Source organism: Streptomyces sp. NPDC005141 (assembly GCF_053599975.1).
In genome coordinates this window covers 35,338-61,332 of sequence record NZ_JBSFYW010000011.1, presented here as the reverse complement: position 1 = coordinate 61,332, position 25,995 = coordinate 35,338, and the positions used below count along the sequence as shown (strand labels likewise).

At 70.5% G+C, this 25,995-nt stretch carries 27 protein-coding genes and 1 pseudogene; 18 read left to right on the top strand and 10 right to left on the bottom strand.

Annotated elements, in window-relative coordinates; translation table 11 throughout:
* Positions 1–422: pseudogene (locus tag ACWD68_RS11470) on the top strand (hypothetical protein); the annotation flags it as partial.
* Positions 423–470: 48 nt separating this feature from the next.
* A complete protein-coding gene (locus ACWD68_RS11465) occupies positions 471–644 on the top strand; it encodes a hypothetical protein (protein WP_451806213.1) in 174 nt (57 codons plus the stop codon).
* 203 nt (positions 645–847) lie between these two features.
* Here ACWD68_RS11465 and ACWD68_RS11460 read toward each other — a convergent pair whose 3' ends face one another.
* From ACWD68_RS11460 to ACWD68_RS11450, 3 genes are all read right to left on the bottom strand, one after another.
* The gene (locus ACWD68_RS11460; RefSeq protein WP_451806212.1) at positions 848–1,804 is read right to left on the bottom strand and encodes a 3-oxoacyl-ACP reductase; all 957 of its coding nucleotides are present in this window, start codon (positions 1,802–1,804) and stop codon (positions 848–850) included.
* Positions 1,805–1,927: 123 nt separating this feature from the next.
* A complete protein-coding gene (locus ACWD68_RS11455; RefSeq protein ID WP_451806211.1) occupies positions 1,928–3,004 on the bottom strand; it encodes a Zn-dependent alcohol dehydrogenase in 1,077 nt (358 codons plus the stop codon).
* A gap of 34 nt (positions 3,005–3,038) precedes the next feature.
* The gene (locus ACWD68_RS11450; RefSeq protein WP_451806210.1) at positions 3,039–3,896 is read right to left on the bottom strand and encodes a MaoC/PaaZ C-terminal domain-containing protein; all 858 of its coding nucleotides are present in this window, start codon (positions 3,894–3,896) and stop codon (positions 3,039–3,041) included.
* A 297-nt stretch (positions 3,897–4,193) separates the two neighbouring features.
* Between ACWD68_RS11450 and ACWD68_RS11445 the strand changes: the two genes are divergently transcribed.
* From ACWD68_RS11445 to ACWD68_RS11425, 5 genes are all read left to right on the top strand, one after another.
* Positions 4,194–5,135: an ATP-binding cassette domain-containing protein gene (locus ACWD68_RS11445; RefSeq protein WP_451806209.1), complete on the top strand. Its 942-nt coding sequence runs from the start codon at positions 4,194–4,196 to the stop codon at positions 5,133–5,135.
* A complete protein-coding gene (locus ACWD68_RS11440; RefSeq protein ID WP_451806208.1) occupies positions 5,135–5,854 on the top strand; it encodes an ABC transporter permease in 720 nt (239 codons plus the stop codon). The genes ACWD68_RS11445 and ACWD68_RS11440 overlap by 1 nt, the downstream gene beginning before the upstream one ends.
* Positions 5,855–5,868: 14 nt before the next feature.
* Positions 5,869–7,119: a sensor histidine kinase gene (locus tag ACWD68_RS11435; protein WP_451806207.1), complete on the top strand. Its 1,251-nt coding sequence runs from the start codon at positions 5,869–5,871 to the stop codon at positions 7,117–7,119.
* Positions 7,120–7,200: 81 nt separating this feature from the next.
* A complete protein-coding gene (locus tag ACWD68_RS11430) occupies positions 7,201–8,541 on the top strand; it encodes a DUF3500 domain-containing protein (RefSeq protein ID WP_451806206.1) in 1,341 nt (446 codons plus the stop codon).
* Between the two features lie 110 nt (positions 8,542–8,651).
* Positions 8,652–9,284: a response regulator gene (locus ACWD68_RS11425; RefSeq protein WP_451806298.1), complete on the top strand. Its 633-nt coding sequence runs from the start codon at positions 8,652–8,654 to the stop codon at positions 9,282–9,284.
* A gap of 170 nt (positions 9,285–9,454) precedes the next feature.
* Here the strand turns inward: ACWD68_RS11425 and ACWD68_RS11420 are convergent, their stop codons facing one another.
* The 5 genes from ACWD68_RS11420 to ACWD68_RS11400 all read right to left on the bottom strand — a co-directional run bounded on the left by ACWD68_RS11420 (position 9,455) and on the right by ACWD68_RS11400 (position 16,040).
* Positions 9,455–10,306, bottom strand: coding sequence for a hypothetical protein (locus tag ACWD68_RS11420; RefSeq protein ID WP_451806205.1), 852 nt, complete (start codon positions 10,304–10,306; stop codon positions 9,455–9,457).
* Positions 10,306–10,845 (bottom strand): SigE family RNA polymerase sigma factor, encoded by a 540-nt coding sequence (locus tag ACWD68_RS11415; protein ID WP_451806204.1) that lies wholly within the window; start codon positions 10,843–10,845, stop codon positions 10,306–10,308. Before ACWD68_RS11415 ends, ACWD68_RS11420 begins: the two co-directional genes overlap by 1 nt.
* Before the next feature lie 51 nt (positions 10,846–10,896).
* Positions 10,897–12,324: an MFS transporter gene (locus ACWD68_RS11410; RefSeq protein WP_451806203.1), complete on the bottom strand. Its 1,428-nt coding sequence runs from the start codon at positions 12,322–12,324 to the stop codon at positions 10,897–10,899.
* 244 nt (positions 12,325–12,568) lie between these two features.
* Positions 12,569–13,762: a lipid-transfer protein gene (locus ACWD68_RS11405; protein ID WP_451806202.1), complete on the bottom strand. Its 1,194-nt coding sequence runs from the start codon at positions 13,760–13,762 to the stop codon at positions 12,569–12,571.
* Positions 13,763–13,769: 7 nt separating this feature from the next.
* A complete protein-coding gene (locus ACWD68_RS11400) occupies positions 13,770–16,040 on the bottom strand; it encodes an acyl-CoA dehydrogenase (RefSeq protein ID WP_451806201.1) in 2,271 nt (756 codons plus the stop codon).
* A 292-nt stretch (positions 16,041–16,332) separates the two neighbouring features.
* Between ACWD68_RS11400 and ACWD68_RS11395 the strand changes: the two genes are divergently transcribed.
* Both ACWD68_RS11395 and ACWD68_RS11390 read left to right on the top strand, forming a co-directional pair.
* Positions 16,333–18,078: an MFS transporter gene (locus tag ACWD68_RS11395; protein ID WP_451806200.1), complete on the top strand. Its 1,746-nt coding sequence runs from the start codon at positions 16,333–16,335 to the stop codon at positions 18,076–18,078.
* 229 nt (positions 18,079–18,307) lie between these two features.
* On the top strand, positions 18,308–18,958 hold the full coding sequence (locus ACWD68_RS11390; RefSeq protein ID WP_451806199.1) for a class I SAM-dependent methyltransferase: 651 nt from the start codon (positions 18,308–18,310) through the stop codon (positions 18,956–18,958).
* 100 nt (positions 18,959–19,058) lie between these two features.
* Here ACWD68_RS11390 and ACWD68_RS11385 read toward each other — a convergent pair whose 3' ends face one another.
* Together ACWD68_RS11385 and ACWD68_RS11380 are read right to left on the bottom strand one after the other, a co-directional pair.
* Positions 19,059–20,261, bottom strand: a complete 1,203-nt coding sequence (locus ACWD68_RS11385) for a site-specific integrase (RefSeq protein ID WP_451806198.1) — start codon at positions 20,259–20,261, stop codon at positions 19,059–19,061.
* The gene (locus ACWD68_RS11380; protein WP_451806197.1) at positions 20,254–20,868 is read right to left on the bottom strand and encodes a helix-turn-helix domain-containing protein; all 615 of its coding nucleotides are present in this window, start codon (positions 20,866–20,868) and stop codon (positions 20,254–20,256) included. Before ACWD68_RS11380 ends, ACWD68_RS11385 begins: the two co-directional genes overlap by 8 nt.
* A gap of 88 nt (positions 20,869–20,956) precedes the next feature.
* Between ACWD68_RS11380 and ACWD68_RS11375 the strand changes: the two genes are divergently transcribed.
* From ACWD68_RS11375 to ACWD68_RS11335, 9 genes are all read left to right on the top strand, one after another.
* Positions 20,957–21,205 carry a DNA-binding protein gene (locus tag ACWD68_RS11375; RefSeq protein WP_451806196.1) on the top strand — a complete coding sequence of 83 codons (249 nt, stop codon included), beginning with the start codon at positions 20,957–20,959 and terminating at the stop codon, positions 21,203–21,205.
* On the top strand, positions 21,202–21,483 hold the full coding sequence (locus ACWD68_RS11370; protein ID WP_451806195.1) for a DNA-binding protein: 282 nt from the start codon (positions 21,202–21,204) through the stop codon (positions 21,481–21,483). Before ACWD68_RS11375 ends, ACWD68_RS11370 begins: the two co-directional genes overlap by 4 nt.
* Positions 21,480–21,725, top strand: a complete 246-nt coding sequence (locus ACWD68_RS11365; protein ID WP_451806194.1) for a hypothetical protein — start codon at positions 21,480–21,482, stop codon at positions 21,723–21,725. Before ACWD68_RS11370 ends, ACWD68_RS11365 begins: the two co-directional genes overlap by 4 nt.
* Complete coding sequence (locus tag ACWD68_RS11360) at positions 21,722–22,099, top strand: hypothetical protein (protein WP_451806193.1); 378 nt, start codon at positions 21,722–21,724, stop codon at positions 22,097–22,099. Before ACWD68_RS11365 ends, ACWD68_RS11360 begins: the two co-directional genes overlap by 4 nt.
* The gene (locus ACWD68_RS11355) at positions 22,096–23,391 is read left to right on the top strand and encodes an AAA family ATPase (RefSeq protein ID WP_451806192.1); all 1,296 of its coding nucleotides are present in this window, start codon (positions 22,096–22,098) and stop codon (positions 23,389–23,391) included. Before ACWD68_RS11360 ends, ACWD68_RS11355 begins: the two co-directional genes overlap by 4 nt.
* A 166-nt stretch (positions 23,392–23,557) precedes the next feature.
* A complete protein-coding gene (locus ACWD68_RS11350; RefSeq protein ID WP_451806191.1) occupies positions 23,558–23,806 on the top strand; it encodes a hypothetical protein in 249 nt (82 codons plus the stop codon).
* The gene (locus tag ACWD68_RS11345; RefSeq protein ID WP_451806190.1) at positions 23,803–24,471 is read left to right on the top strand and encodes a hypothetical protein; all 669 of its coding nucleotides are present in this window, start codon (positions 23,803–23,805) and stop codon (positions 24,469–24,471) included. Before ACWD68_RS11350 ends, ACWD68_RS11345 begins: the two co-directional genes overlap by 4 nt.
* Positions 24,468–25,307: a hypothetical protein gene (locus tag ACWD68_RS11340; RefSeq protein ID WP_451806189.1), complete on the top strand. Its 840-nt coding sequence runs from the start codon at positions 24,468–24,470 to the stop codon at positions 25,305–25,307. The genes ACWD68_RS11345 and ACWD68_RS11340 overlap by 4 nt, the downstream gene beginning before the upstream one ends.
* Positions 25,308–25,665: 358 nt before the next feature.
* A complete protein-coding gene (locus ACWD68_RS11335; RefSeq protein ID WP_451806188.1) occupies positions 25,666–25,959 on the top strand; it encodes an HNH endonuclease in 294 nt (97 codons plus the stop codon).
* The last annotated feature ends 36 nt before the right edge of the window (positions 25,960–25,995 follow it).

Here is a 25,995-nt window from a genome sequence, read left to right as displayed (position 1 = left end):
CCGGCACGGGACTCGGGGCCGGAAGCGGGAACGCCGAAGCGCCGTCGGCCTTCGGGGAGTTCAGGGGCGAAGTGGCCCTGAGGCCCTTGATGAGCGGCCCGGGGTTCGGGGCCGAGGCCGAGCGGGCCTCGCTGCTCCCCGCCGAGCGGGCCTCCCTGCTCCCCGCCGAGCGGGCCTCCCTGCCGCCCGCCCTCCCGCAGGCTCCGGTGGAGAAGCAGGAGCACGTCGGCCCGAGGGCCCCGGCGACTCACCGCAGGCCTCTCCAGACAGGCCAGCTCCAGTCGGCCGGTCCGGCGTCCGAGGACGAGGCCGCTCCCCCCGCCGTGAGTGCGGGAGCGGCAGCCCCCGTGGACGGAACGACAGGGGGCGGCGAGGGCGAAGAAACGTCACCCTCCGACTCCCGCGCGATGACGGCACGTTAGAATCCCCCGGCTGCAAAGAAGGATCTTGTCAACGGGGTGAACATTTCAATGAACGACATCAGCACCATGGAAGCGCAGGCCACGGACGTCCACCAGACGTCGACGGCCCGCTCCGAAGGCCACGGCAAGCATCGGGGTCCGGTCTCCGGCCGCGACGACGAGGCGACCCCTCAGGGTCGCCACCGCAAGCCGTCCGGTCAGCCGGGCACGACGACGGCCTGACAGGCCGACGGCACACGCCGAACCGGTGAACGGCCCCGCTCGCACCATGACGAGCGGGGCCGTTCCCGTCGGGGCCGCTCCCCCAGGTCCCCAGCGCAGGTGACGTCCGGTTCCCCCTTGTCGGGACGTGGACCGGAGCAGGACGACTTCGGCAGCCTGCGCGCGGCGGCCCGCGGCGCGGAGAGCCCGTATCCACTGGGGGCTCAGCGGCGAGAGTCCTCCCGGTCCCGCTTGAGCCCGAGCACCTCCACCGCCGCGAACGTCTCGCCGTCCGGCCGGTCCGCGTAGTACGGCGTGAGCAGCGCGTCGAGTTCGTCGTGGCTGAAGGTGTCCTGCTTGCTGTCGAACTTCGCCGCCACGCGCGGCCGTTCGACGACCGCGATCATGCCGCCGTGCACCACGAGAAGCTGGCCGTTGACGTGCGCGGCGGCGGGTGAGGCCAAGTAGCCGACGAGCGGGGCGACATGCTCGGGGGCGAGTGGGTCCAGGCCGTCGTCGGACCGCCCGAATCCGGCGAAGACGTCCTCGGTCATTCGGGTCCGGGCGCGGGGGCAGATGACGTTCGCCGTGACGCCGTACTTGGCGAGCGCCAGCGCCGTCGAGGTGGTCAGACCGACGATCCCGCCCTTCGCCGCGGCGTAGTTGGGCTGTCCGGCGGATCCGGCGAGGAACGCCTCCGACGAGGTGTTCACGATCCGCCCGTACACCGGCCCGTCGGCCGCCTTGGAGCGGGCCCGCCAGTGCGCGGACGCGAAGTGGGTGGTGTTGAAGTGGCCTTTGAGATGCACCCGGATGACCGAGTCCCACTCGTCCTCGGTCATCGAGAAGACCATCCGGTCGCGCAGTATGCCCGCGTTGTTGACGAGGATGTCCAGTTTCCCGAACTCGGTGACCGCCAGGCCGACAAGTTCGCGGGCCTGTTCGTGGTCGGCGACGTCTCCGGTGTGGGCGACGGCGCGGCCACCCGCCGCACGGATCTCGGCGGCGACCTCCTCGGCCGGGGTGGCCGAGGCCTGGCCCGAGCCGTCCCGTCCGGGCTGCCCGTAGTCGTTGACGACGACGGCCGCGCCCAGCCGGCCGAGTTCCAGCGCCTCGGCCCGGCCGAGCCCGCGCCCCGCGCCGGTGACGATCGCGGTGAGCCCTTCAAGTGGCAGTGACATCAGGGTCCTTAACGGTTGTCGTGGAGGCCCGGGCCCTCGGCGGACACCCCGGGGGCCAGGTCCTCAGCCACCCCGGGGTGGGGCCCTGGGCCGCTGTCCCGGCCCTTCGACGGCCGATGAAGGTCAGATCTCGATGCACGTCCGCAGTGCGGTGCCCGAACGCATCTGGTCGAGCGCCTCGTTGATCTCGGCCAGCGGCACCCGGTGGGTGATCAGGCCTTCGAGGTCGATGCGGCCCGCGCGCCACAGGGCGATGGTGCGCTCGTACGACCGCAGGACGTCTCCGCCGCCGTACATGGAGGGCAGGATGCGCTTCTCGTCGAAGAACAGCTCGAACATGTTGAGCTGGAGGAAGTCGTCCATGGCACCGGCTCCGACGACGACGAGGGTGCCGCCGCGGCGGGTGTGGTCGTAGGCGGTGCGTGCGGTGGCGGACCTGCCGACGACCTCGAAGACGTAGTCGAAGCCCTCGCCCGCGGTCACCGACTGCTTGGCGTCGGCGAGTTCGTCGGGCGAGACCGCCTTCGTGGCGCCGAACCCGAGCGCGGCCTCCCGGCGCGAGGCGACCGGGTCGACGGCGACGATCTCGGCGGCTCCCTTGAGCCGGGCGCCCTGGATCGCGGAGATGCCGACGCCTCCGCAGCCGATGACGGCGACGGATGAACCGGCCTCCACATCAGCGGTGTTGAGGGCGGCGCCGAGTCCGGTGGTGACGCCGCAGCCGATCAGGGCGGCGATGTCGAAGGGCACGTCGTCGGGGATGGGGACCGCGCAGCCCGCGTCGACGACGACCTCCTCTGCGAAGGTGCCGGTGCCCGCGAAGCCGAACAGGTCGCCGCCGGGGCGCCTGAAGTTGGGGGTGCCCGCGTTCATGAATCCGGCCAGGCACAGTTCCGTCTGGCCGCGCTTGCAGGCGGGACAGACACCGCAGGCAGGGAGCCAGCAGATGACGACACGGTCGCCGGGCTTCAAGTGGGTGACGCCGTCGCCGACTTCGGTGATCTCGCCGGCGCCCTCGTGCCCCGGCACGAACGGCGCGGGCTGCGGGAGGACGCCGTTCATCGCGGACAGGTCCGAATGGCACAGCCCCGTGGCCCGCACCCGGATGCGCACCTTGCCGGGTCCGAAGCCCACCGCCTCGACGTCGTCGAGGACTTCGAGTTTGTCCTGGCCTATCTCGTGCTGTACGGCTGCGCGCATGGTGCGGCTCCCCTCGGAACGGTTCGTACGACAGTCAGGTGTGATCGACGATGGTGTCGGCGAGGACCGGCGCGTCGTCCCGTTCGACCGCGCTCACCGCTACCTGGACCCCGCCGTCACGCCGCCACATCCGGATGCGCAGGGTCTCGCCGGGGAAGACGACTCCGGCGAAGCGGGTGGTGAAGGAGCGGACCCGGGCCACATCGCCGCCGAGCAGGGTGTCGACGACGGCCTTGAGCGTCATGCCGTACGTGCACAGCCCGTGCAGGATGGGCCGGTCGAATCCGGCGAGCTTGGCGAACTCGGGGTCGGCGTGCAGGGGGTTCCAGTCTCCGGAGAGGCGGTAGAGCAGGGCCTGGTCCTCGCGGATCGGGCGTTCGACAGTTCTGTCCGGTGGGCCCGTCGGCGCTTCGAGGCGGGTGCTGGGGCCGCGGTCGCCGCCCCAGCCGCCTTCGCCCCGTACGAAGATCTGGGCGTCGTTCGTCCACAACGGGCCCTCGGCGTCGGCCACTTCGGTGCGCATGACGAGGATCGCGGCCTTGCCCTTGTCGTACACCGCGGCGATGCGGCCGGTGGCGGTGGCCGTGCCCTCGGCGGGGATCGGGCGGTGCAGCCGGACGGTCTGGCCGCCGTGCAGGACGCGGGCGAGGTCGACGTCGACGCCGGGCATGGAGAGACCGCTGATCACGCCCGGCGATCCGGCGCCCGCCACCGTGGCGAAGCTCGGCAGGACGTGCAGCCGGGATTCGAGGGTGTAGCGCAGTTCGTCGGGGTCGGTCGCGGGGATGCCGGCGCCCAGGCCCAGGTGGTAGAGCTGGACGTCCTTGTGGTTCCAGGCGATCTCTCCGGTCCGCGGTTCCGCTGCGACGGCCTTGGCGGCGTCAATGGGCATGGGGCTCCTGACTCGACTGCGCGAAAGACCTCGGTGCGGCCGTCCGCACCGTCGGCCGCACCGAGGTCGACACTGGGCCGTGGAACCCGCTCGTTCTAGAACGCGTTCCAGTCCGGCGAACCCTTGTATAGCCCAGCGCCCATTACTTGTGAAGACTACTGACGTCATGTCAGATCCGAGTGGTGCGAAGGCCCTGGGCGGGCGCGCGCCGCGACGGCCGGCCGTGACATTTGTCCCGGCCGATCGCCGACAAGTGCCTCTGCCGGGGCGGGCCCCCGGGGCCCTAGCGTCGTCCGCATGACACAGACGACGGGGACGCGGGCTTCGGGGCCGCTGACGACAGGGACACCACCGGCCGTGTCCTTCACGGGGGCGGTCAAGACCTTCGGCGACGTGCGCGCCGCGGCCGGTCTCGACCTCGAGGTGGCGTGCGGCGAGACGGTGGCGCTGCTGGGCCGCAACGGCGCGGGCAAGTCGACCGCGATCTCGCTGCTGCTCGGTCTGAACGAGCCGGACGAGGGTTCGGTCGCGCTCTTCGGAGGCCGCCCGGAGGAGTCGGTGCGCGCCGGACGGGTCGGCGCGATGCTCCAGGACACCCGGCCGGTGCCGCGCGTCACCGTCCAGGAGCTGGTCTCCTTCGTGGCGGGGCGCTATCCGGCACCGCTGCCGGTGGCCGAGGCGCTGCGGCTCGCGGGCATCACGGAGCTGGCGGGGCGGCGCGTCGACCGGCTGTCCGGCGGGCAGACGCAGCGGGTGCGGTTCGCGGTGGCACTCGCCGGGAACCCCGCGCTGATCGTCCTCGACGAGCCGACCGCCGCGCTTGACGTGGAGGCGCGGCACGGGTTCTGGGAGTCGATGCTGGCGTATGCCCGGCGCGGCCACACCGTGCTCTTCTCCACGCACTATCTGGAGGAGGCCGACGCACACGCCGACCGGATCGTCGTCATCGACCGCGGGCGGATCGTCGCGGACGGGACCGGGGAACAGCTCAAGCGGTCGGCGGGCGGCAGCCTGGTCTCCTTCGACCTGGCGGGACGCGGCGCGCGGGACCTGGCGCTGCTGCCCGGTGTGGTGGCCGTGGAGGTGCGCGGGGAGCGCGCCCGGCTGCGCACGGACGACTCGGACGCGACGGTGATCGCGCTGGCCGGGCTGGGCGCGATACGCGGCCTGGAGGTCGCCCCCGCGTCCCTGGACGACGCGTTCATGGCCATCACCTCGCGCGCTCCGGAGAAGGTGTGATGATCGACTATCTGCGGCTCGAAGTGCGCCGGACGCTGCGCGACACCGGCTTCGTGATCGGCGGCGTCGCGATGCCGGTGATGATGTATCTGCTGTTCACCAACCTCGGCGGTGGCGACGACGGCGAGTGGAGGACGGCGTCGATGGTCGGCATGGCCGCGTACGGCGCGGTGGGCTCGGCGCTGAACACCGGCGGCGGGGTCGCCGAGGACAAGGTGACCGGCTGGCTGCGGCAGTTGCGGGTGACGCCGATGACACCCCGTGAGGTGGTGCTCGGGCGGGCGCTGACCGGTTCGGTGACCGTGCTGCCCGCGATCACCGCGGTGCTGGCGGCCGGCGGCCTGGTCAACGGCGTACGGCTGGACGCCTGGCAGTGGGCCGTCACGGCCGTGCTGCTGTGGCTCGGCTCGGTGCCCTTCACGCTGCTGGGCCTCGGCAACGGCTACCGGCTGACCCCGCAGACCACGGGCGTCGTGAACATGGTGTGCAATCTGGGGCTCTCGGTGGTCGGCGGCCTGTGGTTCCCGCTCGCCCTCTTCCCCGGCTGGCTGCGCTCGATCGCCGCGTACACGCCCACGAACCGCTTCGCGCAGCTGGGCGTGTCGGTCACGGAGGGCCGGGCGCCGGCCCTGGGAGCGGTGGCGGTCCTGACCGCCTGGCTGCTGGCGTTCGGTTCGTACGCCGTGGTCTCGTACCGTCGATCAGCACGAACCGTCTGAACGGGGAGCGGGACATGTCCTTGATGCGAGGCGTCGGCTGCCAGATCCGCGTGTGGCGGGCCGAACGGATCCGCTGGAAGGCGGACATGGCACGGTTCAAGGCCGAGCAGCGGGCCGCGCGCAGGAGCGGCGGCCGGCTGCCCGAGACCCCGGGCCCGCCGCCCACCGGCTTCGCGTTGCTGCCGTGGCTGCTGCTGGGGATGGGCGCCTTCTCCAACCTCTTCCAGGGCAGGACACCGCAGCCCTGGATCGGCGGCCTGGGCCTGTTCGTCTTCAACTCCCTCTACATCTACGTCACGTTCCGCGCGTTCGTGAAGAACAAGCGGGAGTCGCGCTCCACCCGGGTGGCGCTCGTCCTGATGGGCATCGTCACCTGCGCGCTGGCCCTCGGGTACGGCGGCAGCTGGCTGTACTTCTTCCCGCTGCTCGGGCTGGCCACCGGTGCGGTCCTGCGCGGCCCCCGGCTCGGGCAGATCGGCCTCGGCCTGACCGCGCTCGCCGCGACGGTCTCCGTCGTCCGGGCGGGCTGGGACGCGGTGAACGTCGCCTACGGCACGTTCCTGTCCACGATGGTGACGGCCGCGATCCTCTCCCTCTCCGAGGCGGTGCGCGAACTGCGCGAAGCACGTGAGGAGTTGGCACGCCGGGCCGTCGAGAAGGAACGTATGCGCTTCTCCCGCGACCTGCACGACCTGCTCGGGCACACGCTCTCCGTCATCGTGGTGAAGTCGGAGGCGGCCCGCCGGCTGGCCCCTCGCGATCTGGACGCGGCCCTCGAACAGGTCACGGACATCGAGTCGGTCGGCCGGCAGGCCCTCACGGAGATCCGCGAGGCGGTCACCGGCTATCGCGAGGGCAGCCTCGCCACCGAGCTGGACCGCGCCCGCTCGGCGCTGTCCGCGGCGCGTGTGGAGCCGGTCGTACGGCAGTCGGGGACGCCCCTCGTCCCGCAGACCGAGGCCCTGCTCGGCTGGGTGCTCCGCGAGGCCGTCACCAACGTCGTACGCCACAGTGACGCGACCCGCTGCGAGATCACCGTCGACGGCACGCCGGACCTCGTCCGCCTGACCGTCTCGGACAACGGCTCCGACGCCTCCCCTGCCGCTCCCGAGCCGGGCATCGGCGGCACCGGCCTCAAGGGCCTCACCGAACGCCTCGCCACGGCGGGCGGCTCCCTGCGGGCGGGACGGACTCCCCGCGGCGGCTTCGAAGTGGCGGCCGAACTTCCGGTGGAGGTGCCGGACTTGACGGAGGTGTCGATCTAGGCGGCCTCCGCGCCCGGCGCTTGGTCTCCCGCCCGGGCGGACTTCAGGTCCCCTTCAGGTCCGTCCTGGACTCTGGCGACCATGCATGGACACCGACCCCGAACCCCCGAAGCCGACCGCGGCCGCCGCTGGTTCATGAACAGGGCGCTGCTCGCCGGAGGCGTCGCCGCGCTGGCGACCATGACCGGCTGCTCGTCGAACACGTCCGGCTCGGCCGGCTCCGCCTCGCCCTCCGCGCCCTCCGGCGCACCGGGCGGCATGCCCTCGGGAATGCCGCCCGGTGGCCCCTCCGGCGGTCCGGGTGGTGGCGCCGGGGACATGGGACCCGGCGCCACCGAGGTCAAGTACGCCGACTTCAAGGGCGTCACCACCGACGGCGAGATCGTCGACGACCTGTACACGATCCACTCCACCGGCGTCTCCACCGACGCGGTGGTGCAGTCCGCGCAGGCGTTCCTGGACGGGCTGTCCGCGAAGCAGCGGAAGTCCGCCGTCTTCGACGTGGACGACGACGAATGGCTGGCCTGGAGCAATGTCGACGGGTACCAGCGCGCGGGCGTCCGGATGGGCGACATCACGGAGCGGCAGCGCGACCTCGGCCACGCGCTCCTCGGCGCCGCCCTGTCCGCCGACGGACTCGCCCAGACCCGCAACATCATGAAGCTCAACGCGTTCCTGGGCGACTACAGCGGCGGCAACCGGGACACCCTCACCGAGGGCGCCTACTTCTTCACCTTCATGGGCACCCCCTCGACCACCAAGCCGTGGGGGTTCCAGTTCGAGGGCCACCATGTGGTCATCAACTACTTCGTCCTGGGCGACCAGGTCGTCATGACACCGACCTTCATGGGCTCCGAGCCGACCTCGGCCACCTACAAGGGCGAGAAGATCACCCTCTTCAGGAAGGAGACCAAGGCCGGTCTCGCCCTGCTGCGCTCGCTCACCGACTCCCAGCGGGACAAGGTCATCTCCTCGGAGAAGAAGGCCGGTGACAACCTCAAGGCCGGTGCGGGCCAGGACAACGCGCGACTCGCCCACCAAGGTCTGGCCGGCTCCGAACTCACCGGCGCCCAGCGGGACAAACTGCTCGATCTGGTACGCGTCTACGTCGGCGCCATGGACGACGGACACGCCGACGTGAAGATGACAGAGGTGGAGGCTCACCTCGACGGGACGTACTTCTTCTGGATCGGCGAGACCAAGGACTCCTCCGCCTTCTACTACCGGGTGCACGGCCCGGTCGTGCTCATCGAGTACGACGCCCAGTCCCCGCTCGCCTACGGGACCAAGGACAGCGGCGGCGGCATGGGCGGACCGAACGGCACGCCCACCCAGCAGCACATCCACACCGTCATCCGCACCCCCAACGGCAACGACTACGGCGTGGACCTCCTCAAGCTCCACCTGGAGAACTACCACTGAGGGCCGAGAGCTGGGAGGCGAGAGGTGAGAGGCCGGAAGATCGCCGGTCGAAGGGCCGGTGGCAGGGGTCCGTACCGGCACCCGCCGCCTACCCTTGCCCCGTGAACGAGATGCCCCGGGACCACCGGCCCGCCAAGTCCATCCGTGTCCTGCTCGCCGAGGACCAGGGAATGATGCGCGGGGCACTGGCTCTGCTGCTCGGGATGGAGGCGGACATCGAGGTGGTCGCGCAGGTGTCCGCGGGGGACGAGATCGTGGACACGGCTCTGCTCAGCAGGCCCGATGTGGCGTTGCTGGACATCGAGTTGCCGGGGATGAGCGGACTGGACGCCGCCGCCGAACTGCGCGAGCAGGCGCCCGACTGCCGGGTGCTGATCCTCACCACCTTCGGCCGCCCCGGCTACCTGCGGCGGGCCATGGAGGCGGGTGCCGCCGGCTTCCTGGTCAAGGACGGCCCGGTCGAGGAACTGGCCGAGGCGATCCGGCGGGTGCTGACCGGGGAGACCGTCATCGATCCGGCGCTCGCCGCCGCCGCGCTGAGCGCCGGGCCCAATCCGCTCACCGCCCGCGAGTGCGACGTACTGAAGGCGTCGGCGGACGGCGCGACCGTCGCCGACATCGCCGGCAAGCTCCATCTCTCCGAGTCGACCGTCCGCAACTACCTCTCCTCCGCCATCGGCAAGACGGGCACCCGCAACCGCATGGAGGCGATGCGGGAGGCCCGCCAACAGGGCTGGCTGTAGCGGGCCCGGCCGGCCTCGCGCCGGGCGGGGTCGCCGGCCCACCCGGCCCGGTCCAGCCCGGTCCGTACGGGCACTTCCGGACGCCAACGGCCGGCGGCTCCCGGGTGCCCAGGCGGTCCGCGGTTCCCGGCGCCGGGCGCCCGGCGCCGGATCCCGACCCGGAAGGCCCGTCAGCCCTTCGTCACCTTCGCCTCCGCCGACGTGTGGTTCGTGCCCTCCGACGCCACGCACACGAACCAGTTCGGCTGGGAGCCGTCCACCGGCCGGATCAGATCCTCGAAGCCCGAGGTCAGGCCGGTGCCCGGGGCGGCCTTCATGGCCTTGATCCTCGTGCCGTCGTCCCAGGTGCAGGTGACCTCCCGGGCGGTCGGCGCGACCTGGCCGATCATGATCCGCGGAGAGGCGACGGCCCCGTCCGACCCGTCGTGTTCCAGCGGCATCGAAGCAGCCTCGATGTCCTTGCCCGACAGGGCGTAGCCCTTCTCGACCGGTCCGTTCGTCACCGTCCTCGCCGTCGGGTTCCCGCCCTGCACGGACAGACGGACGAAGAGCCAGCCCTTGCCGACAAGGTCCGCGGGGACGCGGGCACCCGTCGGCGCGAGCCCGTAGGCGCTCATCCTGCTCCGCTGCTGCCGCGCCTCCGTCTCGTTCTTCGGCGCCCCCCACACCGCGACGGTCACGCTCCAGTCCTTGCCGTGGTGGGTCCCCCGCGCCACGGTGGTCGTCTGCGGATCGAACACATGCCGTTGCTGCGGCGTCGACGGCGAGGTGGCGGCCGGCTCGACCCGCCTGCCGTCGCCGCCCGTGCCCCCGGCCAGCGCCAGCGTCCCCGTGGAACCGGCGATGACGAGGGCCGCCGCTGCCGCCATCGCCCAGCGACGCGCCTTGCGCCGACGGCCGCCGCGCAGTACCGCCTGGTAGGGGGCTATGCCGATCTCGACCTCGTCCGCCGCCTCGGCCAGCAGGAGGGCGATGTCCCTGTCCGTCGCCATGTCGTGGTTCGTCTCCCGGTTCGCACTCATCACTTCCGCCCTCCGTACGTCACCATGTCGGCCAGGCCCGGTATCACCCGGAGCTTCGCGATCCCCTTGGCCGCGTTGCTCTTCACCGCGCCCACCGAGCAGCCCATCGCCCCGGCCGTCTGGCTCTCGCTCAGGTCCTCCCAGTAGCGAAGGACCACCGCCTCGCGCTGGCGCGGGGGCAGTTGGGCGAGTGCCGTGAGCAGGGCTCCGCGGTCGTCGGCCCGGGCGATCGGGTCACCGCCGTCGGGGAGCTCCCACGTCAGGCCCGAGTCGTCCTTCGGCGCGAGGAACTCCTTGAGCTTCCTGCGGTGCTTGCGAGCGTGCGCGTTGATCATCACGCGCCGTACATACGCCTCCGGCTCGTCGGCCGCGCCGACCCTGCGCCACGCCACGTACACCTGCTCCAGCGTCGTCTGGACCAGGTCCTCGGCGGCGTGCTGTTCCCCTGTCAGGAGAAATGCCGTACGCATCAGCCGCGGCCAGCGGCCGACGACGAAACTCTGGAACTCCTCGTCCCGTGACTGTTTCCGATCCCCCATGAGCACCTCCTAGATGTTTGAAGGAGTCCGCGGGGATCGGTTTTCGTTGCCTCACATCCGTGAGTTCTTCCGCGGCAGCCAGACGAGCATCAGCACCGCCCCCACCAGCAGCAGCACGCCGCTGACGCGGAACGCCAGGGCGTACCCGGCGGTCAGCGCCTCGCCGGAGACGCTGCCACCCGTACGGGCCGCCGCGATCGTGGACATGATCGCGAGCCCCAGCGAGCCGCCCATCACCCGTGAGGTGTTGACCAGGCCCGACACCAGCCCCGCGTCCTCCGGAGCGGCCCCCGAGGTCGCGATCGCGGCCAGCGGCGTCGCGGCCAGGCCCGCGCCGGCCATCATCAGGACGCCGGGGAGCATGACCGCCGTGAGGAACGAGCCGTCCGCCGTCATGGTGGACTGCCAGCCGAAGCCGGCCGCGGCCAGCAGGGTCCCGAGGACCGCCACGTTGCGCGCCCCGATCACCGGCATGAGGCGCGGCGCCAGCTTCGAGCCGATGACCACCGCGAGCGAGCTCGGCACCAGGGCGAGGCCCGCGCCCAGCGGTGAGTAGCCGAGCACGTTCTGCGCGTACAGCGTCATGAAGAACCACATGCAGAACATCGCGGAACCGGAGACGAACATGGCCGCGTTCGCCGACGACACCGACCGCAGCCGCAGCAGCTTCAGCGGCATCAGCGGCGCCCCGGTCCGCGCCTCGACGACCAGGAAGGCCCCGATGAGGGCCGTCCCCGCGCAGAGCGGCACCAGCGTCGTCGCCGCCGTCCATCCCTCGGCCTCCGTCTGCACGATCCCGTACGCCGCGGTGGCGAGTCCCGCCGTCACCAGGAGCGCGCCCGGCAGGTCGAGCCGTCGCCCGCCCCCGGCCCTGCTCTCCACCAGCCAGCGGGCCGCGCCGGCCAGCACCACGGCGCCGACGGGCACGTTGATGAGGAGCACCCAGCGCCACGACAGCCCGTCGACCAGCAGTCCGCCGACGAGTCCGCCCGCCGCGCCGCCACCGGCGCCGACGGCGGTCCAGGTCGCGATGGCGCGCGCGCGTGCGGCGCCCTCCGGGACGGCCGACGTCAGGATCGTCAGGGTCGAGGGCGCGAGCACCGCCGCTCCCAGCCCCTGCACGGCCCGCGCGACCAGGAGCTGGGGGCCCTCCTGGGCGAGGCCGCCGCCGACCGAGGCGAGCGTGAAGAGCGCGAGACCCACCAGGAACATCCGCTTGCGCCCGTACAGGTCCCCGGCCCGCCCGCCGAGCAGCATGAATCCGGCGAAGGCGATCGAGTAGGCGTTCACCACCCATTGCAGCCCCGGCGCGCTCAGCCCCAGGTCGGTCCGCATGGACGGCAGGGCAACGTTGACGACGGACACGTCCAGGACGACCAGGAACTGTCCGGCGCAGGCGAGCGCGACCACCACCCAGGTGGGTGGCGCGCTACGTGCGGATACGCGGGTGTCTTCAGCGGCTCGGAGCATGGGTGTCATGCTCTCAAGCGGCCTACGCCCCTGGCATCGGGATTTCGAAGCAGGCGAGTGTGCGTCACGGGACCTAGGACCTCCCGCGGGTCGGCGGCGACCCGCGACCCGCCACCGACTCGGGATCGGGCTAGGGGTCGGGGTCGGGCTCCGACTCGGGATCGGGCTCGAACTCGGCCCGCCCCAGGCTCCGGCACCGGCACCGGCACCGGCACCAAGTAGGCACCAAGTCGGCCGAGGACACGATGTCCGCTCAGGTCCCCGCGCGCAGCAGCGTGACCACCGCCGCGCCGCCCAGTCCGATGTTGTGGGCGAGTCCGACCCGTGCCCCCGGCACCTGCCGCGCTGCGGCCTGACCTCTCAACTGCCATACGAGTTCGGCCACTTGGGCGATCCCGGTCGCCCCGAGGGGATGCCCCTTGGAGATCAGCCCGCCCGAGGGGTTCACCACCCACCGTCCGCCGTACGTCGTCGCGCCCGACTCGACGAGTTTGCCCGACTCCCCCTCCCCGCACATGCCGAGCGCCTCGTAGGTCAGCAGTTCGTTGACGGAGAAGCAGTCGTGGAGTTCGATGACGTCCACGTCCTCGATGCCGAGTCCGGAGCGTTCGTACACCTGGCGCGCGGCCTCCCGCGACATCGGCTGTCCGACGACGTCGATGCAGGAGCCGGAGGCGAAGGACTCCTCGGTGTCGGTGGTCATCGACTGGGCGACGATCTCGACCGCCCTGTCCCCCAGCCCGTGCCGCTCGGCGAACCGTTCGGACACGACGACGGCCGCGGCGGCTCCGTCCGAGGTGGGCGAGCACTGGAGTTTGGTCAGCGGCCGGTGCACGGTCCGGGCGGCGAGGATCTCGTCGACGGAGTACACGTCCTGGAACTGGGCGTACGGGTTGTGCGCCGAGTGGCGGTGGTTCTTGGCGCCGACGGCGGCCAGCTGGGCCTCCGTCGTGCCGTACCGCTCCATGTGCTCGCGGGCCGCGTCACCGAAGATCTGCGCGGTGGGCGGGGACATCTCGAAGCCGTGCCGGGCGGCCATGATCCCGTAGTGGCGGGCGACGGGCGAGGTCGTGAAGTCCCCTCCGTCGGCGCCCGAGCCCAGGGCACCCTTCTTCATCTTCTCGAAGCCCAGCGCGAGGACGCAGTCGGAGATACCGCCCTCCACGAACTGCCGGGCCAGCATCAACGCGCTCGCCCCGGTGGCGCAGTTGTTGTTGACGTTGTAGACGGGCACACCGCTCAGGCCGAGTTCGTAGGCGGCGCGCTGACCGGCGGTGGATGCCTGGAAGCAATATCCGACGGGGACCTGTTCCACGTCCGTGTACGGGATCCCGGCGTCGGCCAGGGCGTTGGAGCCGGCCTCCCGGACCATGTCCCAGTACTGCCAGTCCCGGGTCTCGGGCTTCTCGAACCTGGTCATGCCGACACCGACGACGTACGTCTTCATGGCGTTCCTAGTCTCGTGGCAGGCCGAGGATGCGCTCGGCGACGACGTTGAGCTGGACCTGGGTGGTGCCGCCCGCGATGGTCAGGCAGCGGGAGAGCAGGAAACCGTGCACGGCCCGCTCGCCCGGGCCTTCGCGCAACGCGCCTTCGGGGCCGAGGAGTTCGAGTCCGAGTTCGGCGACCTTCTGCTGGTGCGCGGTCTGCACCAGCTTCCGCACGGAGGCGCCCGCGCCCGGTTCCACGCCGGAGATCTGCCGGAGGGTGGTGCGCAGTCCGATGCAGGCCAGCGCGTGCGCCTCGGCGAGCAGGGCTCCCATCCGGGAGTCGTCGGCGTCGGCGGACATCAGCGCCTCGAGGCCCGTGTCGAAGGTCAACTGGTCGGCCATGTGGACGCGTTCGTTGCCGAGCGTGTTGCGGGCGACGCGCCAGCCGCCGTCGACCTCGCCGACGACCGCGTCCGCGGGCAGCAGCACATCGTCGAAGTAGACCTCGTTGAAGAGGGAGTCCCCGGTGATCTCCTTCAGGGGGCGGATGTCGATGCCGTCCGTCTTCTTCATGTCGACGACGAAGTAGGTGAGCCCCTTGTGCTTGGGCGCCGCCGGGTTCGTCCGGGCGAGGAGGATGCCGTGGTCGGCCCACTGCGCCGCGCTCGTCCACACCTTCTGCCCGTTGATCCGCCACCGCCCGTCGGCCGTCCGTTCGGCGCGGGTCCGCAGGGAGGCGAGGTCGGAGCCGGCGCCCGGCTCCGAGAAGAGCTGGCACCAGAGCTGGTCGCCGCGCAGGGTGGGCAGCAGATGACGCTCCTGCTGCCCGCCGGTGCCGTACGCGATGAGGGACGGTACGACCCAGGTCGCGATCCCCAGATCGCTGATCCGCGCCCCTGCCGCCGCCAACTCCTGCTGTACGGCCAGCTGCTGGACGGGGCCCGCGCCGAGTCCGTACGGCGGGGGCAGATGCGGTGCGGCGTATCCGGTGGGTGCCAGCGACCGGCGTACGGCCGCGGGATCGAGCCCGCGCACCCGGTCGATCACCTGACGGGCCTCGGCCCGGTACGCGTCCGCCTCCGGCGGCAGTTCCAGGCGCAGTTCGCGCCGTGCGCCGCCGCGCGCGAACCGAGCGGCCCGCCGCAGATGTCCGCTCCCCGCCCCGAGCAACTGCCGTGCCACCACGGCCCGGCGCAGATAGAGATGGGCGTCGTGCTCCCAGGTGAACCCGATGCCGCCGAGGATCTGGACGCAGTCCTTGGCGCAGGAGCAGGCGGCGTCGAGGGCGGCGCCGACCGCGAGGGACGCCACCAACTCCCGTACACCGGAAGGCTTCCGCCCGGCCGCGGAAGACTCCTGCCCGGCGCGTGCCGCGTCCCAGGTGAGGGCCCTCGCCTGTTCCAGCCGTACGAGCATGTCGGCGCACAGGTGCTTGACGCCCTGGAAGTGTCCGATGGGCCGGCCGAACTGCTCGCGGACCTTGGCGTGCCCGGCAGCCGTGTCCAGCGCCCATGCCGCGGTGCCGCAGGCGTCCGCGGCGAGGACGACGGCGGCGAGGTCCCGCACCAGCGACGGGTCGACCGCGAGGACGCGGCCGGCGGGGACCCGCACCCCTTGCGCCCGGACCTCGGCGGTCGCCCGCGTCGGATCGGCGCTCTCGTGCGGCCGGACGACGAGATCGGCGGCATCCACGACCATCCAGAGAACGGCCCCGGACGACGCGTCTGCGTGTGACGCCGTGCCGCCGTCCGACGCCGCGCCCCCGCCTGCCGCCACGCCCTCGCCTCCACCTGCCGCCAGTACGAGCACATCCGCGTCGGCACCGGACAGCACGGGCGGCGCCGTCCCGTCGAGCACGTATCCGCCGTCCGCCGCCCGGACCGTCAGGGAGCCGGCGCCGAACGCGACGGCGCCGATGCGTTCCCCGCATCCCAGGGCCCGTACGAGATCCCCGCGCCCCGCCGCCCGTACGGCATCGCCCGTTCCGCCGGCGACCTCCGCCGTCAGTACCGCCGACGCCAGGACGTTCGCGACGAAGGGTCCCGGCAGCGCCGCCCGCGCGGCCTCCTCCACGACGACGGCGAGGTCGACGAGGTCGCCGCCGCCACCGCCGTACGCCTCGGGAAGGTGCGCGGCGAGGAGTCCTTGTGCGGCGAGCGCGTCCCAGAACGGCGGTCTGCCGCTGCCGGGGGCGTCCAGGAGTTTGCGGACCTCCTCGGGCGGCACGGCCCGGGCGATCCAGCCGCGTACGGCCTCGGCCAGCTCCCGCTGCTCCGGCGTGATCGCGATGCCCATGCGTGCCTCCCCAAAGGCCCAAGGTGCGTGGATCCGCGCCAGACTAGAACACGTTTCATTCTGACGGTAGGTCAGATACCCATGGATCGGTCAAGAATTCGTTAGTACGCCGAAGCATCGGAATAGTTGCCCAGGCACACCGGGTTCCCCCTGCACGTATCCCGCACGGATCACCTGACCGACGTCCCCGTATCCGCACGGATCACCCGACCGACCGTCCCCGCATCCGCCCGGTTCACCGCTCGCCTCTCTTACGAGCGCTCCCTTTCTTACGGCCTGGAGGCCCCACGCGATGACGCACACGACGACCGGCCGGCCCGCGCGGAGGCCGAGCGGCACGACCGTGCCGGTGCTCGCCTTCGCGGGCATCGTTGTCGCGGTGATGCAGACCCTGCTCGTCCCGGTCATCAAGGACCTGCCGAGGCTGCTGAGCACCGAGCCCAGCAACGCCACCTGGGTACTGACCTCGACCCTGCTCTCGGGTGCCGTGGCCACGCCGATCATGGGCCGTCTCGGCGACCTCTTCGGCAAGCGGCGCATGCTGCTCTCCAGCCTGGCCGTGATGGTGGTCGGCGCACTGGTCAGCGCGTTGAGCAGCACCCTGCTCCCGATGATCGCGGGCCGTAGCCTCCAGGGCTTCGCGATGGGCGCGATCCCGCTGGGCATCGGCCTGATGCGCGACATGCTGCCCCGCGAGAAGCTCGGCTCCGCGATGGCCCTGATGAGCTCCTCCATCGGCGTCGGCGGCGGACTCGCGCTGCCCGCCGCGGCCCTCGTCGCGCAGCACGCCGACTGGCACGCCCTCTTCTACGGCGCCGCGGCCCTCGGTGTCCTCTCGATCGTCCTCACCCTCGTCTTCGTACCGGAGTCCCCGATGCGCGCCGAGGGCACCTTCGACGTGCTGGGCGCGATAGGCCTGTCGGCCGGACTCGTGCTCTTCCTGCTGCCGATCACCAAGGGCAGCGACTGGGGCTGGACCGCGCCCACCACGCTCGGCCTGTTCGGCGCGTCGGTCGCCGTGCTCCTGCTGTGGGGCGTGATGGAGCTGCGCCTGAAGGCTCCGCTGGTCGACCTGCGCACCACGGCCCGCCCCGCGGTCCTCTTCACCAACCTCGCCTCGATCATGGTCGGCGTCTCCTTCTACGTCGTCTCGCTGGTCCTTCCGCAGCTGCTCCAGCTGCCGAAGTCCACCGGCTACGGCCTCGGCCAGTCGATGGTGAGCGCGGGTCTGCTCGTGGCGCCGCTCGGCCTGACGATGATGGTCACGGCGCCCGTGTACGCCCGGCTGTCGGCGAAGTACGGCCCGAAGGTCACCCTGATCATCGGCATGGTGATCATCGCGATCGGCTACGGCGCGGGCCTCGGCCTGATGAGCGCCGCCTGGCAGTCCCTGGTCATCGCGGTCGTCCTGGGCGCGGGCATCGGCCTCGCCTACTCCTCGCTGCCCGCCCTGATCGTCGGCTCCGTCCCGGCCTCGGAGACGGGCGCGGCCAACGGCCTGAACACGCTGATGCGTTCCATCGGTACGTCCGTGTCGAGCGCCGTCATCGGCATGGTGCTCGCCAACACGGCGGACCATGTCGGCGGGGTCGCGGTCCCGACCATGCACGGCTTCCGGGTGTCCTTCCTGATCGCCACGGGCGCGGTCGCGGTCGGCCTGCTGATGGCCCTGTTCCTCCCCGGGCGGCCGCCGGCCACCAAGCCCCTGCTCCGCGCCAGCAGCGAGGAGGACGCCGCGCTGGAGCGGGCGAACGAGGTGCTCGGCGGATTCCGCGGCCGGGTCCTGGACACCGATGGCGGCCCCGTCGCCCGCGCCAAGGTCACCCTGATCGACCGGCGCGGCCGCCAGGCGGGCGCCACGCTGTCCGCCGAGGACGGCAGCTACGCGCTCGCCGTGCCGGCCCAGGGCCCGTACGTGCTCGCCGCCCGGGCCACCGGCCACGGCCCGCTCGCCTCGTCGGCGACCCACACGGGCGACGACCGGCCGGTCGCCCTCGACCTGTCGCTGCCGGGCGAGAACGCCGACGTCACCGCCTGACACCGGACCCGCCGCCGCCGAGTGATCATTCACACCTCCGCCGCCCACGCGACGGGGGTGTGGTGCACGATGGGGCGGCCGGGTACCCGTGCGCCGGGTCCGTTCGCACCGGATGTCGGCACCCGGCGTCCGTGCCGGACACGGCACCCGACGTCCGCGACGGACGAAGGCACGCACAGTCCGCGCCGGACTTCCGCACGCACTGTTCGCACTTGATGGAGGAGACCCCATGCCCGCGGCACCCAAGCCCGAGATCCTCGCCGCCTTCGAGGCCGCGAAGGGGTTCATGCCCCCGGGTGAGGGACTCGCGCTGTACGAGGCCGCCGTCGAGGCCGGCCGGCTCGGGCTGCCGCTCCTGGAGGTCGGCACCTACTGCGGCCGCTCCACGATCCTGCTCGCCGACGCGGCGCGCGAGGCCGGGGTGACCGCGATCACGGTCGACCACCACCGGGGCAGCGAGGAGCAGCAGCCGGGCTGGGAGTACCACGACCCGTCCACGGTCGACCCGGAGATCGGCCTGATGGACACGCTCCCCACCTTCCGCCGCACCCTCCACCGGGCGGGCCTGGAGGACCACGTGGTCGCGCTGGTCGGCCGCTCGCCGCAGATCGCCGCGTTCTGGCGCACGCCCCTCGGACTCGTCTTCATCGACGGCGGCCACACCGACGAGCACGCGAGCGGCGACTACGAGGGTTGGGCACCGCATGTCGCCGAGGGCGGCCTCCTCGTCATTCACGACGTGTTCCCGGACCCCGAGGACGAGTTCACCGGCCAGGCTCCCTACCGCGTCTACCTCCGGGCCCTGGAATCAGGCGCGTTCACCGAGATCACGGTGACCGGCTCCTTGCGCGTCCTGCGGCGAACCGGAGCAGGGATCTGAGCGCCCGGTTAGAGTCGCAGACGTGCTGTAAGGAATCGGAAGTCTTCCCAGCTCAGCGGCTATTCAGTTGTCGATGTGAGAGAAGAAATCTCACGGATTCTCACACGGCACTTTCGGGGAGCCCGTCGGTGACGCCGAGAAGTTCGTTGAGGTGAGTCACCGCGGCGCCCATGTCGGCGGCTGTCGGGTGGACGTACTTCTTCTTCGTGAAGGACGCGTTCGTGTGGCCGGCCCACGCGGCGAGGATGACGTCAGGGACGCCGTTCACCGCGAGGAACGTCAGGCAGCTGTGGCGGGCGTCGTACAGGCGGACCCGGCGCAGTCCCAGCTTGGCCATCACCCGGTACGCGTGCTCTCGCAGCTGGCGGGGAGACATGGCCTGCCCCATCTCGTCGGCGAACACGTAGCCGGATGAGAGGTAGTACTCCCCCAACTGCGCCTGCTCGGCTTCCTGTAGAAGACGGAAGTTCATGAGGGCCAGGCGTACCGGCTCGGGGAGCGGCAGCGTCCGTTCGCCCGCCTCGGACTTGGTGTCCTTCTCGACGACTCGAGCGTTGCGGATCATCGTCCGGGTGTTGGCGATGTCGAGCGCACCGGCCTCGAGGTCGATGTCCTCGGCCCACCGAAGGCCGGCGACCTCAGCGGGGCGCAGCCCCATGCAGGACAGCAGCAGCGGGGCGAAGAGTCGGTCCTCCCGGATGCCGAGGACGAACTCCTTCACCTCGACTACACCCCAGGGCTGTTCGCGCTGGTTGTCGCGGCGGTCCTGCTTCCGGGCCTTCCGGGGGACGGTGACGTACTCGGCGACGTTGCGGGCGACGATCCGCTTCCGCACGGCGTACCGGAGAGCTGCGCGCAGCCGGCCAAGCACACCGTCGACCGTCGAGGGCCGCAGACCCGTCCCGGCCGGGCCGCCACGGCGGCGAGCCTCGGTGAGCAGCCAGGTGACGAAGTCCTCGACGTGCTCCTCGGTGAGCTCCTGCACTCGCAGCGATCCGAGACGGGCCCTGATGTGAGTGAGCCGGTTCTCGTACCCGTCGATGGTCGTCTCTTCCAAGTCGTCTTCCTTGGCCACCATGTAGGCGTCAAGCAGCTGGCCGACGGTCACCTTGCTGGGCACGATGAGCGAGCCGGTACGACGCTGGTTGATGATGCGGGCCCGCTCCGCGACGACCTCGGCGCGGGTGTCCATCGTTATGGTCAGCTGCTTACGCCGGCCGTCCGCGTCCTTACCGGCGTCGACCATCGTGCGCCACCGCACAGTGCCGTTCTGCAGCGTGACCTTCTTGATCGGGTCAGCCATCGCTTCCCCCGAACCTTGCCTGCATCCATAGCCGCGTGAAGGTCTCAGAGTCGACCGTCTCGCCCGTCTCCCTCTCGAACCGGGTCCGGTCGGCATCGATCGTCGCCCTCAGGTCCTGACTCAGCTCAAGACGCCCATCGTCCACCCTGCCGATGACGTTGTAGCTCACGTGGTCGAGCAACCACTGAGGCATGCCGAACAGGCGGTGCTCCAACAGTTCCGTCTTTTCCCTGCCGGGAGTCGTCTTGAGCGGCAGCCGGCCAATGCCCCACTCCCAGGCGGTGAGTGCGTCAACCTCACCTCTACCCGTGATCTCGACGTTCTCGTCGGGGCGGTCCGTGAGCGGAAGCAGCAACGCCTGAGGAGAGACACCGAAGACCACCGCCAAGGCCGTCAAGTCGTCGACGTCGACGCGGCGGGCTCCCGACTCGATACGAGAGATGCCGGACTGAGGGATGGCCCGCCCGGCTGCCTTCAGAGCGGTCGCCAGCTGATAGGTCGTCAACCCTCGCGCCTTGCGGAGCCGCGCCACGTTGGCCCGCACGTTCTCTCCTGTGGCCTCGATCTGGGTGGCTGCCGGTCCGCGTCGCTGCTGCTCCTCAGTCATGCGCCACAGCTTATTGGGCGGAACCAGTGTTCTTGACAGTGGGAGAGCTGTTAGTGTCTTGGTCACAGCCAAACTCTAGCATTGGTTAATGCAGATTCGCATCCTTACTGGAGGGAGTTTCTCGATGGGCAGGCAAGACGAGTTCCTGAGCCCCAGGCAGGTTGAGGAGGACGAAGAGTTCCCCTACTCCCGCGCACAACTCGCGAACTGGCGGCTGCTGGGCATCGGCCCGGTGTTCATCAAAGGGCCTGGCGAGAACGGCCGCATCCTCTACAGGCGCAGCAGTCTCCGCGAGTTCCTCAACAAGCACACCGTGAGCCACGGAGCGGCGGCATGACGAAGCCTGTCCGCCTCTCCATCGATACCGCTGCCCGAAAGGGCACTGTCCAGACGCCCTCACGGCCCACGCTCGCCGAGATCCAACAGTGGCCAGCCACGTGCAGCGTGCGCCAGGCCGCGTGCGCCATCGGATGCAGCCCGACCCATCTCGGCAGCCTGATCAGGCGGGGCGAATCCCCCGTCAAGACCGTCCCGCTCGGCAGCAGCCGGCGCCAGCTCGTCATCACAGCCGACCTGGTCCGCCTGCTCTCCGGGGAGGATCGAGGAGCCGCATGACCCAGAACAGCAACGGACCCGAGATGGTCGAAACATCTCGGGTCCGTGAAAGCAACGCGGTGGTCGCAGAGGCCAATATGCCACAGCTCATCGCCCGCCCGGTACCCGTCCAGACGTCCGGCCGGCTCGAGTTCGCAGCCCGCTGCCCCAAGTGCCACGACTGGCATCGACACGTCGCACTCGGCATCAAGATCGCACCCTGTGGCGCCCACTACCTCCTGGAATTCAAGGGGGCGGCATGAGCAACGAACAGACGGACGCCTTCGTCCATCTGTGGGCCGCGGCCCGCACCTCGTACTTCTCCAGGGACTTCCCCAAGTACGGGTCCGCCGCGTGGCAGGCACTGCACCCCGACGATCCGCGCCGCCTCGCCGCTGCTCTGGAAGCCGCGGAGCTCTGGCGGAAGTACGGCGACGAGGAAGCGCTCCTCGCCTGGTTCCGGGAGGCATCCCGTCCGCGGCCGTCTATCGCAGACCGACGGGCCCGCGCCGAACTCGACCAGGCCGCCAAGCCCAAGCCGGCGCACCAGCTCCGGGCAACGGCCGGCTGGCCGCCCATCGCCATCCCCGGGCAGCCCGGCCGGTACCTGCGGTGCGAGGGGCGGAGGGCCGCATGAGCGAGGGAGACGAGCAGCTGCCCGCGAGGACGCTCCGCATCACGGCCGCGTCGTCCATCGAGCCCGAGCCGGTTGAGTGGGCTTGGCTCGACAACGGAGAGGGCCGCATCCCATCCGGGGCCATGACCGTGGCCGCCGGCCGTGAAGGCACGGGCAAGTCCTCGTTCGGCATCGACATGGCCGCAAAGATCACCCGGGGCACCCTGCCCGGCGCGTTCTTCGGCCAGCCTCGGGCTGTCTTCTACGTGGCAGTCGAGGACTCGTGGAAGCAGACCATCGTGGTGCGTCTGCTCGCAGCGAATGCAGACCTTGACCTCGTCTTCCGCGTCGACGCAGTCGAGGCCGAATACGGAGAGACGACCCTCAGCCTGCCTCAGGACAACTCCCTGATGGAGAAGGCCATCGCCGAGTACAAGGTGGCCCTGGTCGTCCTCGACCCGCTGATGTCCTGCATCGGCGCGGGCATCGACACCCACCGCGAGAGAGACGTGCGTACCGCGCTCGACCCTCTCGCTCGCATGGCGGACCGCACGGGCTGCGTGCTGCTCGGCATCGCCCACTTCAATAAGGGCAGCGGCACGGATCCCGCGTCACTGATCACCGGATCGGGGGCGTTCAAAAACGTGCCCCGGGCAGTGTTCGGGTTCGCCAAGGACGAGGACGCAGGGCAGCGCGTCATGACCCAGGCGAAGAATTCGCTCGGCCGATCTGACCTGCCGTCACTCGCCTACAACATCGAGTCGGTAGAGGTACCCACGAAGAAGGGACCGGCCCACGTCGGGCGGTTCGTCTTCCTCGGGGAGTCCGAACGGTCCGTTGACGACATCCTCGCGGCTGGCCCCGACGTCGACCGCAGCGAGCGCTCAGAGGCTGCTGTCTGGCTGCGCGACTATCTCACCGACCGAGGCGGGGAGGCGGCTGCCAAGGACGTCAAGGCGGCAGCGAAAGCCGACGACATCTCCGAGTCGACTCTCAAGCGGGCCATGTCGAAGGCGGGCGTCGAAGCGGTCCGGCAGGGGTTCGGCCAAGGGTCCGTCTGGAAGTTCAAGAAGTCCAACGCGGCTACTGACAGTGAACCGGTCTCGCCATCCAGCTCACATTCAGCTCATTCAGTCCAGCTTTCAGAAGCTGAGCTGAATGGCCCGAATGGTGACCCGAATGGAGACCAGCCGCAGCGTCCATCACTTTCCGTGGTCGCCGACCTCGATCTCTGCTCCGTCTGCAAGACACCCCTCGACCCGGTCCATCGCGCCTCTGGCGAGACCGCACACCCCGGATGTGATGCCGCATGACCCGCACCCGCCATCGCTGCACTGTCTGCGATCGCCCACTGAAAGCCGGCCGGGGCAGGCCGTGCGTCCGCGGATGCGGCGCCCGTCTGTGCCGAGGCGCCCGCATCCCGCAGTGCTCCGACGTTCACGGCGGCCAGTGCCCCAACCACCTCGCCGCGGAGGCGTCATGACCGAACGAGAACTGTTGCGTACCGGTGCCCTCATCACAGCTGCCGCGCTGCGGGGCGACGACCTCGCCGTGACCCTGCTCCTCAACACCCTCCACCCCGACGAGGTCCGGGCCATCGCCATCGCAGGGATCACCGCCATGGCCGGACTCGTCCGCGAAGCCGTCTGCCCCCAAGCCCTCGCCGGCGCCATCCGCGAAGCCCAGCAAATCGCCCACGAAGCAGCCACCGAAGGAGCCCAGACATGACCAGTCTTCACGAGCAGATCTTCAACAAGACCGGCGCCGAACTCTCCGCCGAAGCCCAGCGCGTCATCGACGGCACCCGACAGCAGGCCGCCGCGTTCATCGACTCCGCCAACACCACCGTGCAGCGGACCATGGACCGCAAGGGCCTCACCGACCAGGCCCGGCAGACAGTCGCCGCCCGCACCTACCGGCAGGCCCAGGCGCAGTCGCAGAGGCTGCTCGAGGAGCACATCGCCGGCATCGAGCGCCACAAGAAGACCCTCGTCGACCGCGCCTTCGGCAGCAACGGCGGCGACGCGCAGACCCTCATGGCCCGTCGGCAGGCACAGCAGATGGTCGCCGGACTCGACGAGTCCTGGAAGGCCATGGACATGCTGGCCACGGCGCAGCAGGACGGCGACACCCAGCTCGCCAAGGTCGTCGCCGGACACGCCTTCAGCCGCGGTTGGGAAGACGTCGTCGACCAGTGGAACCACGACGGCTCCAACGACCGGTCACTGCGCAACCTGCTGGACCTCAAGCAGCTGCCCGACACCAACGACACGGCGTGGCGGTTCAGCGTCGCCGGAGACTTCCACGTCAACCAGCCGTCCATCCTGAGCGGACTCCGGGAGCAGGACATCGACAGCCTCGCCCGCGACGACCTCGGAGGCGAAGCAGCGTGATCACCTTCGACGCCGACACCAGCAAGGCACAGAACGCTGTCGCCGTCGCACGACGGCGCGACCTCGGCGTGCCCGCAGAAGTCGACCAGGTCGCCGGCATGTGGCAGGTCGCGGTCGACGCCTCCCACATGAAGACACCCGAGCGGCCCACCGTCGACGACATCCCCGCCACAGCCGGCGAACTCCGGACACTCATCGCCGACCGGGCCCACGCCCACCGCATCGCGCTCGCACACAACCAGATCGGTACCGACTTCCTCGAACCGATCGCCCGCAAGTACAACGCACTCGCCCGCGACCAGGTCGACGGATGGATCCGGGCACTCCAGCCCGACTTCCTCGCCCTGATCAAAGTCCTGGCCAAGCAGGAGAAGAAGCTGCCCGAACTCCTCGACCGGCAGCACATCGACCTCCGCGACCCGAAGATCAGCGCACCATGGGAGACCGCATCCAACGCGGCCGTCAAGCTCGACCAGCTGGTGAGCGACAGGCAGATCCTCGCTCGTGCGTCAGGCCAGGATCTCGGACGCGACGCCGAACTCTGGGCGGTCGCCGAGATCGCAGAGCCGAGCAGCGCCGACGTGTTCGCCCACAAGCTGCGCGAGGAGGTCGGACCAGCACTGCGTGAGTGGCGAGACCTCAAGTCCACACCCATCGCACGCTGGCTGTACCTGACTCGCTCACCTCACTTCACCCTGCAGCTCGCCACACCAGGTGAGGTCACGCAGCGGCAGCAGGTGATGGAGCGCTGGCAGCAGGCGATCGCAGTGGTCATGGGATCAGGACTGTCACACCAGCAGGCTCAGCACGCGGTCCAAGCCGCACTCCGAGGCTGAGCCCATGAGACGTCGACGCTCCGCGAGTGGGTTCAGGCATGACGAGCTCGCGTTGCAGCGTCGACACCGCGGTCCGGTCGGTCTCCTGAGTGGCCGGCCGGACCGCACCAAAAGTGGATCAACCCACCTGGGGGGATATCCCCCGAGGTGATCTTCCAGACCTCGGAGCCGTAATGCAGCTGACCTTCTGGACGGGTTTCCAGGTTTTGGCACTCTCCGTAATCGACCGACTACGCATCGAAAAAACAGCAGTCCAGCGCATGCAAAAGGCTCAGAGCTAGACGGTATCGAGGTCTGAGGGGTCACCTCCGGGGCCCCACTCCCACCCCTGAACTGACCGGAATGGAAGGAGTTGTCCATGTCTCACAACTGGGGTACGTCGGATCGGCGGAGCCGGCTGCCAGGTGACTGGCGGAAGCGTCGCGCGGCGATCATCGCTCGCGATCCGGTTTGCGTACTTTGTGGGGTTCGCCAGTCGACCGTCGCTGACCACATCATCCCGAAGGACGATCACCACGAACCTGAGGATCTTCAGGGCGTGTGCGAGCCGTGCCATCGGCAGAAGACCGCCCAAGAGGCTGCTGCGTTCCGGGCTGCTGCTCCTCGGCCGACCAGGCGTCGCGGTGACGAGCCGCATCCCGGTCTCCTCTGATCCATCTGTTCTCTGGCTATTCCTCCTGAGGGCCCG